This window comes from Staphylococcus sp. 231237_7MaSpsaltlick (assembly GCF_043107035.1).
Map to the genome: position 1 here is coordinate 148,300 of NZ_JBICNX010000010.1, position 13,557 is coordinate 161,856.

The window sequence follows — 13,557 nt, forward strand, 5'->3', positions numbered from 1 at the left end:
AGTAATCACTCCAATTTATTTTTCAGTATCTACATCTTCTTCTATAATTTCGCTTGTAGCATTTTCGGAATGTGCTACCTCTGTGTCAACTGTTTCTGAAGGCGTGTCAACTTCTTCAATGATACCTTCATCAGTTGGATAAACGCCTGCTTCTCTTGCGTCAGTTTCAGATTTAATATCAATCTTCCAACCTGTTAATTTAGCAGCTAAACGGGCATTTTGGCCACGTTTACCAATCGCTAATGATAATTGATAATCTGGTACGACAACAATTGTAGATTGGTTTGCTTCATCAACAATAACTTGTAAAACTTGGGATGGACTTAAGGCATTTTTGACAAATATTTTTGGATCTTCGTTCCACTGAACGATATCAATTTTTTCTCCACCAAGTTCTTCTACTACAGCTTCCACACGAGAACCTTTGGCACCAACACATGCACCGACTGCGTCAATATCAGGATTGTCAGAGTGTACACTGATCTTAGAACGATCTCCAGCTTCACGTGCTACAGATTTAACAATTACTGTACCATCAAATATTTCAGGTACTTCTTGCTCAAACAAACGTTTTAGTAAGCCTGGATGACTTCTTGAAACATAAATTTGTGGGCCTTTTGTAGTTTGTTCAACTTTGTTTACGTATACTCTAATTCTTTCATTTGGAATATAACTTTCATTTGGACTTCTTTCCGCTTCAGATAAAACTGCTTCAGTACGTCCTAAATTCACATAAACATAGCGATGATCTACTCTATCAATTAAGCCTGTTACGATGTCATCTTCTTTATCGATAAATTCATCATATAGGATTTCGCGCTCTGCATCACGTAAGCGTTGCATCACTGCTTGTTTGGCTGCTTGAGCACCCACACGCCCGAAATCGTTTGGTGTAACATCTTCTTCATAAATATCACCAATTTCATATGCAGGGTTTTTAACAAGTGCAGTACTTAAATCAATTTCTTCTCTATCATCCATTGATTCTTCGACAACTTCTTTTCGTGCGATAACATGAAATGTACCATTATCCATATTTAATTCAACACGTACACTTCTTGCACTATCATAATTCTTTTTATAAGCAGTGATTAAAGCTGCTTCTATAGCATCAACTAACACTTCTCTAGGAATCTTTTTTTCTTTTTCTAAGTACTCAGTTGCTAATAATAATTCATTACTTGACACGACTTATCATCCTCCTTATCACGTTATATCATTACAGCATGACGTGCTTTAGCGATCTTGCTTCTTAATATTTCAACTTGTTTTGTTTTTGACTTATCCTTAACTTCCATAGTTATCGTTTCATCATCAACAGATTTTAAAATACCTAACCATTCCTTAGAACCTTCAATTGGTGCATATAAAGAAACGAAAATAGGTTTTGTTACAGCGTTATGGAAATCTTTGTCTTTTTTAATTGGTCTTTCTGCACCAGGTGACGCAACATCTAAGTAATACATTTCTTGAATAGGATCTTCTGCATCCATAACTTCGCTGATTTTCTCAGAAGCTAACGCACAATCGTTTAAGTCTACGCCGCCTTCTTTATCAATAGATACTCTTAAAAAATGGTCTTTTCCTTCTTTTGTAAACTCAACTTCTACTAATTCAAAATTTAAGTCGTTAAGGACAGGTTGAATAATTGCTTCAACTTGCTCAGTTATTTTACTCATGCTGACCTCCTTTTTTGGCAAATAGAAAAGAGCGGGTAATATGCCCACTCTTCCTGCCTGAGTCTAATTTTTTAAGCACTATTATTATATCATATGTTTATTTTCTATACAAATAACTATATTTTATAAATCCCATAATGACAAGCTAGTCACTTTGTTGTGCTATGTTTTATAAGTTTTAAATTCTTTTTTTATTAAAGCATTGTTTCAAACGCTTCGTAATTTAAATCCGCTAATGTTGTTATTTTAATGCGCTAAAGCCATTATACCTCTATATAAATTAAAATTTGTAAGTCATCTAATTTTTATAGCTTCAAATCACGCACCTTAAGTTTGAGATAATTGTTCAAACCTAATTTAATCAATTTTAGTATTAGCATTTATAATTTAATTGATACAACTTGTTACATGTCAAAAATTGAAAGTTGTGCTTTGTCTGGCAAGTTAGGTAATGAGCCTAATTCATCTAAATACTCAATTACTTTCTGTGATAAACCTGCCTTCTTATTTAAATCCTCTTTAGATAAGAATGGTCCTTCTTCACGAGCTTCAACTATTCTTTGTGCAACGTTTTCCCCTAGACCTGGAACAGATATAAATGGTGGGATTAAAGTATCACCTTCAATTATAAATTCGAAAGCCTTACTCTTTTCTAAACTAATTGGTTGCATCCGGTAACCACGTTGAGCCATTTCATTCATAATTTCAAGTACAGTTAAAGTATCTTTTTCTTTTTTAGCTAAATCCATATATCTTGAATACATGTCATTTACTGTATTACGAATACTTTCTTTATCTTTAATCATTGAAATTAAGTCAAAATCAGAAGCACGTACCGTGAAATAACTTGCATAATAATACAATGGATAATGCACTTTGAAATATGCAATACGTACTGCCATCAATACATAAGCGGCAGCATGCGCTTTAGGGAACATGTATTTAATTTTTCTACATGAATCTAAATACCAGTCTGGTACTTCATTATCGACCATAGCTTCAACCATATCGTCTGTTAATCCTTTACCTTTACGCACAAATTCCATCGTTTTGAAGGCAAGTGATGGTTCTAAACCGTTATACATCAAGTAAACCATAATGTCATCACGACAACAAATTACGCTAGCTAAATCGCATTTTCCAGAACGAATTAAATCTTGCGCATTACCTAACCATACATCCGTACCATGAGAAAGACCAGAAATTCTAACAAGTTCCGAGAATGTTGTAGGCTTTGTATCTTCTAGCATTTGTCTAACAAAGCCAGTACCAAATTCAGGTACGCCAAATGTGCCCGTTTTACATAGAATTTCCTCTGAAGACACACCTAATGGTTCTGGTGAACTAAATATACCCATTGTTTCTTTATCATCAACTGGAATCGTTTTCGGATCAATACCAGATAAATCTTGCAGCATACGTATCATAGTTGGATCATCGTGTCCCAGAATATCTAGTTTCAAGACATTATCATGAATAGAATGGAAGTCAAAATGCGTTGTCATCCAAGACGATGCTTGATCATCTGCTGGAAATTGGACTGGCGTAAAATCATATATATCCATATAATCAGGCACAACGATGATACCGCCTGGATGTTGTCCTGTTGTACGTTTTACTCCTGTACAACCTTTCACTAGTCTATCAATCTCAGCACCACGTTTATGGATACCTTGGTCATTTAAGTAACCTTTAACAAAACCAAATGCAGTTTTTTCAGCAACTGTGCCTATTGTACCAGCACGGAACACTTTATCTTCCCCAAAGAGTTCCTTTGTATAATTATGTGCTTCCGGTTGATATTCCCCACTAAAGTTCAAGTCAATATCTGGTACTTTGTCCCCTTTAAATCCTAAGAATGTTTCAAAGGGAATGTCTTGTCCTTCTTTAATTAAGTCACAGCCACAAGATTCACATTTTTTATCCGGTAAATCGAAACCAGAACCAACTGAACCATCATTAAAGAATTCACTGTTCTTACATTCTGGACAAATATAATGGGGCGGCAATGGATTTACTTCTGTAATTTCTGTCATTGTTGCTACAAAACTAGACCCCACCGAACCACGTGAACCTACTAAATAACCATCATTTAATGATTTTTTAACAAGCCTCTGTGAAATCAAATAAATAACAGAGAAGCCGTTTCCAATAATACTTTCTAGTTCTTTCTCTAAACGATCAATAACAATTTGAGGCAATTCATCGCCGTATAATGCTTTAGCATTAGAGTAGCTCATTTCACGAATTTCATCATTTGCGCCTTCCATTCTTGGTGTATACAATTCGTCTTTAATTGGTACAACACGTTCAATTTTATCCGCTAATTCATTTGTATTTTTGATAACAAGTTCGTATGCTTTTTCCTCACCTAAAAAATGTAATTCATCTAACATTTCATCAGTTGTTCTAAAATGTGCTTTGGGTAAAGTAGAACGATTCAACGGATTACCTGGTTGTGATGCAATTAAAATTTTACGGGCAATTGCATCATGTTCATTTAAATAGTGTGCATTGCCTGTCGCGATTACAGGAATATTATTAACATCTCCAGCCCTAATTAAACGATTATATATTTCATGTAATGTTTCATTATCTCTCACAAGTTCTCTATCGATTAAATCTTGATAAAGTGCTGGTGGTTGAACTTCTATAAAATCATAGTACTTAGCAATGCGTTCCACTTGAGATTGATCTTTTTGCATTACGGCTGTAAATACTTCACCCTCGTCACAAGCTGAACCTACTAATATCCCTTCACGGTACTCATCTAAAAGTGAACGTGGAATCCGTGGGGTACGATAATAATATTGAACTAACGAAGCACTTACAATTTTAAACAAGTTCTTCAAGCCTTGTTGGTTTTGTACAATGAGAGTAACATGATTAGGTCTCGCACGCTTATACGCGTCCTCGTTTGTCAAAGAAGTATTGATATCTTGATGATTGTGAACCCCGAGTTCTTCTAATTGTTTCAACATTTTTATAAACATATATGCAGTTGCTTCAGTATCATAGATGGCTCTATGATGTTGAGTCAATTCGACACCATATTTTTTAGCTAAGAAATTCAAACCGTGCTTACCATATTCTGTATTAATTGTTCTAGATAATTCTAATGTGTCAATAACACCGTTTGTAGAAGCACCTATACCAACATGTTCATAACCAGTATCAATGAAGCCCATATCAAAGGAAGCGTTATGAGCAACAAAAATTGCATCTCCGACCCATGTTTTAAATTCTGTTAACACTTCTTCAATTTCTGGTGCATCCACTAACATATCATCAGAAATATGAGTTAAGTTTTTAATTGTTTCTGATAAACGTTCATGTGGATTACTAAATCGTTCAAACTTATCTATAATTTCACCGTCTTTAACTTTGACAGCCGCAAGCTCAATAATCTTATCGTATTGGTTAGACAAACCTGTGGTTTCAACGTCAAACACAACATAAGTTGCTGTTTTCAAATTACAATCTTTAGGCTTATAAGCTATAGGCACCCCGTCATCAACAAGCATACCTTCCATGCCATAAATCATTTTAATACCATTTTTTTCTGCCGCAGCGTGTGCATCTGGAAATGCTTGAACAACGTTATGATCTGTAACAGCAATAGCTTTATGACCCCACTTAGCAGCTTGTTCTACATACGTAGAAATATTTGGGATGCCATCCATTTGGCTCATAGAGGTATGCAAGTGGAATTCTACTCGTTTTTCTTCAGCTTTATCTTGCTTCGTTGCTTTTTTAATTTCTTCTATGTCTGACATCATCATAACTAAATCTCGTACAAAAGTATCTTCTTCTATTCTACCTTGTGCACGTACCCATTTCCCTACGCTTAAAGCTTTGAAATGAGCTAAGTCATCTTTATTTTTACGGGTGAACATTTTTAATACGAGAGAATCCGTATAGTCTGTTACTTTTATTTCTACAATATGTCTACCACTTTTCAACTCTTTTAGATTAATATCAAAAATAACGCCTTCAACGGCTACTTTAAACTCTTCTTCAATAATAGAATCAATTGTACGTACGTTTTCAATTTGAATTGGTTTACCAATTTGACATTTTGAGACAGAACTTTCGTTATTATCTTGTTGTTTTGCTTTTTCAGCTTTCATTTTTTCTAATTTTTCTGTTGCTTCACGTGCACTCTTTTCATCTTCTTCTTGTATATGTGCCTCTAATGATGCTAAATCACCATCATTTACAGCGCTATCAGTTTCAAAAACAACTTTACTTATATTAAATCCGCACTGTTGATATGCTGCAATTAAACTACCGTTACAAGCTTTATCAAAATGATCTCGTTCAATATCGTTTTGACACATCACTTTTAAAATATCTCCAGACATTATCAAACTTTTCTGTTTCAATTGACCTTTAACTTTTGGTGATAACTTTGTTTGATCGATACAATGACTAAAGTATTTAATAGCAAATTCATCTTGGTTTGCTTTATCTTTTATCGTGATATTACATTTTACCTCAGCAATTGTTTTGAATTCTTCAGTAATTGCACTAGTGAAAAGTAAGTAATCTTCTATTGTTAAAAAATATGGGAAAGTGATTTGAAACACCCATGAACGATCTACTGTTTTAACGTCCACACGTGTTAACTCACTTTGTGTTAATATTTCAGAATCCAAATGCTCTGCTATTTTAATTTGGTCAGCTAGGATTTTAAACTTTTCCTGATTTGTCATTGGCATGACGATAACCACCTTACTATTAATTACACTGTTTTACTTGTATATTATTGATTACATTTTATGACGGTGTATGTATTATTTTTCATTCTCTCTATTATAACGAAATATATTTGAAATTCTAATAGTTCAACTCTTTGGACCTAATTCATAATTTTTACAAACAAATAAGTGGGAGCGGAACAGAAACCAAAGTTTTAAATTTGATTTCATATGCCCGCCCCCACAAGACTGAATAAGTATTTAAAAATCTTGAAACCCTTATTTTTAAATACTAAACAGCTACTGTATATGCTCCAAGTTTAAACACATCAGTATTTAATACTCTATTTTTTGTTTCAGCCTTATGATTTTTTATAGGTATTATTAACCTATTTACATTAGCTATTATAACAAATTGTCATCGACTCTGCTTTCAATTTATATATTTGAATATAAGTCACTTACATAGTTTGTTAAGTTATCAATGTGAATATCTTCGCTGTCACCAGTGTCACGACGCTTAACCTCAACAATGCCTTCAGCAGCATTTTTACCAACAACTACTCGTATTGGTAAGCCAATTAAATCTGCATCATTAAATTTCACACCCGCACGTTCTTTACGATCATCATATAACACATCAAATTGCTCTTTTAACTGTGTATAGAGTTGATCTGCTAATTCACGTTGATCATCTTTTTTAGGATTTATTGTTATTAAATGTAAATCAAATGGTGTAACTGACTTCGGCCAAATAATACCATTTTCATCATTATTTTGTTCAACGATCGCGCTTAATGTTCTAGAAACACCAATACCATAACAACCCATTAATAGTGGTTTAGCTTTACCTTGATTATCAAGGAAAGTAGCATTCATACTTTCTGAATATTTTGTGCCTAGTTTAAATACTTGTCCTACTTCAATACCTTCGGCAAAGTGTGCTGAACCTGAACCATCTACTAGTGGCTCACCTTCTAATATAAATCTGAAATCGCCATACTCTGTAACTTCAAAATCGCGACCTACATTTGCATTTAATAAATGGTAGCCATCTTCATTTGCACCAACAACGATATTATTTAAGTCTTGAATGTAATTATCAGCATAAATCTTAATATCTTTATCGAAAATTGGACCTAAAGAACCGGGTTTCGCTCCAAGTAAATTAACAATTTCATCTTCAGTTGCTAATTCAATGCTATCAGTAGCAAAGTACGCTTTTAATTTAATATCATTGATTTCATGATGGCCACGTACTAAGACCATAATGAATTCACCGTCTACTTTAAATATCATAGATTTCGTAATTTCATCCAATGGCTTTTCAAGGAATGTCGCTAACTCTTGTGCAGTATGCACATTAGGTGTTTCTATTTTAGTTAATGGTTTAATCTCATCATGCTTTTCATTTGGTTGATAAATAACTTCTGCCTTTTCAATATTTGCAGCATAATCACTTTGGTCGCTAAAGACAATCGTATCTTCACCAATTTCACTTAATGCCATAAATTCATGCGTATGACTACCACCAATTGCACCAGAATCAGCAACTACGGGTCTCGCATTAATACCAACTCGTTTAAAAATACGACCATATGCATTGTACATATCTTGATATGAAGCATCTAAAGATTCTTCATCAGCATGGAAAGAATAAGCATCTTTCATAATAAATTCTCTGCCACGTAACAATCCAAAACGTGGTCGTTTTTCGTCTCTATATTTAGATTGAATTTGGAACAATGTCAAAGGTAATTGTTTATAAGATTTTAATTCATCTCTTACTAAAGAAGTAACTACTTCTTCGTGAGTTGGTCCAAGGGCAAATTCACGGCCATTACGATCTTGTAAACGCATGAGTTCCGGCCCATATGCGCTCCAACGGCCAGATTCTTCCCACAATTCTGCTTGTTGCAGTGCTGGCATTAAGATTTCCACTGCATCAATACGTTCCATTTCTTCACGGACAATCGCCTCTATATTATTCAATACTCTTGCTGCGAGCGGTAAATAACTATATATGCCACTTGTGCTTTGTTTGATTAAACCTGCTTTCAATAACAAACGATGGCTTAATGCTTCAGCACCGGCTGGTACTTCTTTCATAGTTGGTATAAATACTTTAGACTGTTTCATTTATATACTTCTCTCCCTCTTTATAAGAAATAACGTTGTATATCGTTCCAAGTCACTAAGACCATTACGATTAATACAAATACTGCACCAATTGCAATAATTGTTGTTTCTGCTTTTTTATTTACAGGTTTTCTAAATATTGCTTCGTAAAAGACAAATAGTATGCGACCACCGTCTAAAGCAGGTACAGGTAATAAATTCATTAATCCTAAGTTGACACTTAATAATGCCGTCCAAGAAATTAAGTTTATTATACCAGTTTTAACCACAGAATCGACTGAATGATAGATACCAACAGGTCCATTTAACATATCAAAAGAGAAGTTCCCTGTGAAAATACTAGCAATCATCCCGACAATTGCAGAGAAAATAAGCTTTCCAGCTTCTAGTGTGCGGTCAATACCAGCAACGATTGGTTTAAATAAAGTGTGTTCTGTGGTAGGAGTATAGCCAAATAAATATCTTGTTTGACTCTTATTTTTAGTAACTTTTTGTTCTACTTTTTTAGGCTTGATATCCATCGTATGGGTCTTACCATCACGTTCTACTGTCATTTTTGCTTTTTTGTCTTTATTCTGTTCAACAAATTTATCGATATCACTTTTGTCTTCGATTTTTTTATCATCTAATTTCACAATTGTGTCACCAGATTTAAGTCCAGCTTGAGCTGCCGGCGTATCTTTCGCTACTTCATCAACTGAATTCGTCGGTGTACCTTGATAATAAGCTAAACCGATAAATAAGACTAATGTAAGTAAGAAATTAAACAATGGTCCAGCAAATAACGTTAAGAATTTTTGATAAGGCTTTTTATATGTGAATTGTCTGTCTCTAGGTGCAATTTGAATTAAACTACCATTTTCTACAAAATATGATTTTTCTGCAATAGGGAAACGATGACGTTCATCATCATAGGCAGTCACACCTTCCACAAATAAGCCATCTTTAAAATCACATTGTTTCACTTCCATAGCTTCAATTTGTTGGAATTTGTGTTGGTCATCTAAAATGATATGTGTAATTTCTTCTTTATCATTTAATTTAATTTTTACGTGCATTCCTGGTTGAACAGGCGGCTCTTCTAAGCCGTCGCCCGCCATACGAACATAACCACCTACAGGTAATAGTCGTATTGTATATAACGTTTCATTTTTTCTAAAACTAAAAATTTTCGGTCCCATACCAATTGCGAATTCTGGACACATAATCCCTGCCCGTTTGGCAAAAAACATATGCCCATACTCATGCACGGTTACGAGGACACCAAAGACGATTATAAAAGAAATAATTGTTACTAGAAAACTCAATTTGATACACCTCATATATTCTTAATAAATTAACTACGTTTAACTTTAAAAAAACAAGCGCTTTACTTTAAAGTTTGTTATTCGTACTTCAGATTATAAAATTATAACACAATAATGTTAACTGAAACACGTTACTATTATATATTATTGTGGCCATTTTTTATGTAAAAAGGTATCAGCTAATAATTTAGTTTATTTAATCTCTAAGATGTTTTGATTATGTAATAACAGTGGCCTAATTCAACTTGCATATCTCGTAATAGCAAAACGTAGTATTAAGTTAAATTCTTTAGATTTATTAAAGGAGTTAAGAATCATATTAACTGTATGCTTAGCGCAGTTACTCCAATTCATTAACTCCATGTTTATAATTTATAAAATTTTAAGAACAACTATGTTTAGCTTTGAATTAATAATATATTCAACAATGGCAATACAAACATAAAACTATCAAATCTATCTAAAATACCACCGTGGCCCGGTAAAATTCTACCTGAATCTTTAACACCAAAATGGCGTTTAAAACCTGATTCAACAAGATCACCTAGCTGTCCGAACATACTTAAAATAATTGTAACTATGATTAATAGCCAGGTAGATATATTAAAATCAACAAATAGCATCATTACAAGTGGGACAATTATACTACAAATTAATCCGCCAATAAAACCTTCTATTGTTTTATTAGGGCTGATAACTGGCCACAACTTATGTTTGCCCATCAATCTACCAAAAATATAAGCGCCCGTATCTGTTAACCACACAACTAAAAATGCGAACAAGATGTAATGCAAGCCTTCTGAACGAGTTTCATATAAATACATAAAACCAATACCAACATATGCGATAGACATAAGACAGAAAGCTGCATCCATAAAGCTAAATCTATTCTTAGAAAGCACGGTATAACTTAATAAAATAAAACTCATAGCTATTAACGATTTTAATTGGAAATTATTAACCCAGTCGCCTGCTTCTTGAGGCAACATAATAATTAAAATACCTAATGCACTTATTATACCTGGTATAGATAAGAACTTAATCATATTCATATTAAGCAATTCTTTTAGAGCTATAAATGCTAATAAATATGAAAATAGCATTAGAATAAAGCCGCCCTTTAGTAATACAGGGAGAAAAATGATAAGTGCTATGATTGCGGTTAAAGTTCTAACTTTCATACTAATCTCCTAACTATTTATAACCCACCAAAGCGACGTTGGCGTGATTGATAAATTTTAATACAATTTATTAATTCTTCCTTATCAAAGTCCGGCCATAATTTTTCGTTGAAAATAAATTCACTATACGATACTTGCCAGATAAGGAAATTACTAATTCTTTGTTCTCCTGAAGTTCTTATCAAAAGATCTGGGTCAGGATATGCATGAGTCATCAAATGCTCATCAATCATTTGTTCAGTGATTTCATCACTCGATAAACCTTTAGCAGTTAATTGATCATAGATTTTTTTCACACTGTTTACAATTTCGGCACGTCCACCATAGTTCATAGCAAAGATTAATTTTAAGCCTGTGTTGTCCTTAGTATCTTCTTTCGCTTTAGCTATTGCGTTGAGTGTAGAATTTGGCAAATGTTCCAAAAAGCCAATCGTTTCTACTTTCACATTATTCTCTATCAATTCCGGTAGAAAAGTTTTTAAAAATGTGCCTGGTAAACTCATAATATAATTAACTTCATTTTCCGGCCTTGACCAATTTTCTGTAGAGAATGCATATAATGTTAAGTATTTTATTCCCAGATCACTAGCTACTTTAGTGATGTTTTTTACGGTTTGTGTACCTTGGTAATGACCTTTAATTCTAGGCAATTTCCTTTGTTTCGCCCAACGACCATTACCATCCATTATGATTGCAACATGTTCAGGTATATTATGTAAATCCAATTCGAAATCGGATTGGTTAGGCTGATTTTTTTTCTTATTTAACTTTTTAAACATGGTATTTCCTCCGAGCGTGATCATCTATGTTTATTATAATAGGTTCTAGATGCAATTATCTACCATTTTATCATACTAGATAGGCGCATTGAATAAACAAATAAAAAAACTGTACCAAAGTCTGATTTGATACAGTTCAGATAAAATATGATAGACTTCTAATTTTTGAACCCCGTTGATTAATTGAAACAACAGAATTGAAGCCAAGTCTTATCATTCATTACCATGTTTATACTGACATAATATCTTGTTCTTTTTCTTCTAACAATTTATCGATTTCTTTAATTGAATCGTCAGTTAGCTTTTGTACATCTGCTGTTTGTGATTTTAAATCATCTTCAGTGATGTCAGCATTTTTTTGTTGTTTTTTAAGTTCATCATTAGCATCACGACGTACGTTTCTAACAGCCACTTTAGCATCTTCGCCGATTTTCTTAACTTCTTTAACTAAGTCTTTACGACGCTCTTCTGTTAAAGCAGGCACACTTATACGAATCACTTCGCCATCACTTGAAGGATTAACGCCTAAGTTAGCAGCATTAATCGCTTTTTCAATGTTACCTACAGATGATTTATCGTATGGCGCAATTACTAATAAACGCGCTTCTGGTACACTGATGCTTGCAAGTTGTTGTACAGGTGTCGGTGCACCATAATAGTCAACAGTTACACCATTTAATAAATTTGAGTTAGCTCTACCTGCACTGATATTAGCTAATTCTCTAGAAAGATTATCTACAGATTTTTGCATTTTTGATTTCGTGTCATTAATAATGTCACTCATAGTCATACACCTCTAAATTATTTTGTAATTAACGTTCCTATTTTTTCACCCATAACAGCACGTTTAATATTGCCTTCTTCTGTTATAGAAAATACATTCAATGGGATATTATTATCCATACAGAATGATGAAGCCGTTGAATCCATGACTTGTAAACCTTCTTGTAACATTTGAATATGTGTTAAATGTTCATACTTAATTGCATTTTGATCTACTTTTGGATCAGCAGAGTAAACACCATCAACATTGTTTTTACCCATTAAGATAACATCAGCTTCAACTTCAGCCGCACGCAATGCTGCTGTAGTATCAGTAGAGAAATAAGGATTCCCTATACCAGCTGCAAATATTACAACACGTTTCTTCTCTAAATGTCTAATTGCACGACGACGGATATACGGTTCTGCAACTTGTTTCATTTCAATTGAAGTTAAGACACGTGTATCGCACTCTAATTGTTCAAGGCTATCTTGTAAAGCTAATGCATTCATAACCGTAGCTAACATACCCATGTAATCAGCAGTACCACGGTCCATGCCTAAATCACTACCAGTTTTACCTCTCCAAATATTGCCTCCACCAACGATAACAGCAATTTCACAATCCATTTTTGCTACTTCAGCTACTTGTTTTGCAACACTTTTAATAATAATTGGGTTAATTCCAAACCCATCGTCACCTGCTAGTGCTTCGCCACTTAATTTTAATACAACACGTTCGTATTTAGAAGTTTGAGCCATTGTCTTATCCTCTCTATTGTAAAATATGTAATTATACAAGTAAAGAAGACACAATAGGTCTTCCAATACAAAAGTGAATCTTTCATACGGAGCACAAAAGGTGTCTTCTTTCTTGTTCTAACTATGAAAAATTATTTCATTTGTCCTTTAACTTCGTCAGCAAAGTTTTCTTCACGTTTTTCCATACCTTCGCCTACTTCATAACGTACGAAGTCTACAAGTTTACCACCTTTAGATTTTAAGAAAGC

General features: G+C 33.7%; 9 protein-coding genes and 1 pseudogene. All 10 read right to left on the bottom strand.

Annotation, left to right across the window (positions count from 1 at the left end):
• Positions 1 to 15: 15 nt before the first annotated feature.
• Positions 16 to 1,188, bottom strand: coding sequence for a transcription termination factor NusA (nusA, locus tag ACF91D_RS18970; protein ID WP_039066749.1), 1,173 nt, complete (start codon positions 1,186 to 1,188; stop codon positions 16 to 18).
• A 23-nt stretch (positions 1,189 to 1,211) separates the two neighbouring features.
• Positions 1,212 to 1,679, bottom strand: coding sequence for a ribosome maturation factor RimP (gene rimP, locus ACF91D_RS18975; protein ID WP_039066750.1), 468 nt, complete (start codon positions 1,677 to 1,679; stop codon positions 1,212 to 1,214).
• 404 nt (positions 1,680 to 2,083) lie between these two features.
• Positions 2,084 to 6,400, bottom strand: coding sequence for a PolC-type DNA polymerase III (locus tag ACF91D_RS18980; RefSeq protein ID WP_327620632.1), 4,317 nt, complete (start codon positions 6,398 to 6,400; stop codon positions 2,084 to 2,086).
• A gap of 417 nt (positions 6,401 to 6,817) precedes the next feature.
• Positions 6,818 to 8,518, bottom strand: a complete 1,701-nt coding sequence (locus ACF91D_RS18985; RefSeq protein ID WP_107548860.1) for a proline--tRNA ligase — start codon at positions 8,516 to 8,518, stop codon at positions 6,818 to 6,820.
• Positions 8,519 to 8,538: 20 nt separating this feature from the next.
• Positions 8,539 to 9,825, bottom strand: coding sequence for an RIP metalloprotease RseP (gene rseP, locus ACF91D_RS18990; protein WP_107548859.1), 1,287 nt, complete (start codon positions 9,823 to 9,825; stop codon positions 8,539 to 8,541).
• A 398-nt stretch (positions 9,826 to 10,223) separates the two neighbouring features.
• Positions 10,224 to 11,006: a phosphatidate cytidylyltransferase gene (locus ACF91D_RS18995; RefSeq protein WP_327620633.1), complete on the bottom strand. Its 783-nt coding sequence runs from the start codon at positions 11,004 to 11,006 to the stop codon at positions 10,224 to 10,226.
• 17 nt (positions 11,007 to 11,023) lie between these two features.
• Positions 11,024 to 11,785, bottom strand: coding sequence for an undecaprenyl pyrophosphate synthase (locus tag ACF91D_RS19000; protein WP_039066756.1), 762 nt, complete (start codon positions 11,783 to 11,785; stop codon positions 11,024 to 11,026).
• A 229-nt stretch (positions 11,786 to 12,014) separates the two neighbouring features.
• The gene (frr, locus tag ACF91D_RS19005) at positions 12,015 to 12,569 is read right to left on the bottom strand and encodes a ribosome recycling factor (protein ID WP_039066758.1); all 555 of its coding nucleotides are present in this window, start codon (positions 12,567 to 12,569) and stop codon (positions 12,015 to 12,017) included.
• Between the two features lie 17 nt (positions 12,570 to 12,586).
• Complete coding sequence (pyrH, locus tag ACF91D_RS19010; protein WP_017724293.1) at positions 12,587 to 13,309, bottom strand: UMP kinase; 723 nt, start codon at positions 13,307 to 13,309, stop codon at positions 12,587 to 12,589.
• A gap of 131 nt (positions 13,310 to 13,440) precedes the next feature.
• A pseudogene (locus tag ACF91D_RS19015) lies at positions 13,441 to 13,557 on the bottom strand (translation elongation factor Ts); the annotation flags it as partial.

What these genes read in the sequence shown, in the direction of transcription:
- rimP (WP_039066750.1), bottom strand. Translation starts at nt 1,679, where the DNA reads ATGAGTAAAATAACTGAGCAAGTTGAAGCAATTATTCAACCTGTCCTT.
- ACF91D_RS18980 (WP_327620632.1), bottom strand. Translation starts at nt 6,400, where the DNA reads ATGCCAATGACAAATCAGGAAAAGTTTAAAATCCTAGCTGACCAAATT.
- ACF91D_RS18985 (WP_107548860.1), bottom strand. Translation starts at nt 8,518, where the DNA reads ATGAAACAGTCTAAAGTATTTATACCAACTATGAAAGAAGTACCAGCC.
- ACF91D_RS18995 (WP_327620633.1), bottom strand. Translation starts at nt 11,006, where the DNA reads ATGAAAGTTAGAACTTTAACCGCAATCATAGCACTTATCATTTTTCTC.
- ACF91D_RS19000 (WP_039066756.1), bottom strand. Translation starts at nt 11,785, where the DNA reads ATGTTTAAAAAGTTAAATAAGAAAAAAAATCAGCCTAACCAATCCGAT.
- frr (WP_039066758.1), bottom strand. Translation starts at nt 12,569, where the DNA reads ATGAGTGACATTATTAATGACACGAAATCAAAAATGCAAAAATCTGTA.
- pyrH (WP_017724293.1), bottom strand. Translation starts at nt 13,309, where the DNA reads ATGGCTCAAACTTCTAAATACGAACGTGTTGTATTAAAATTAAGTGGC.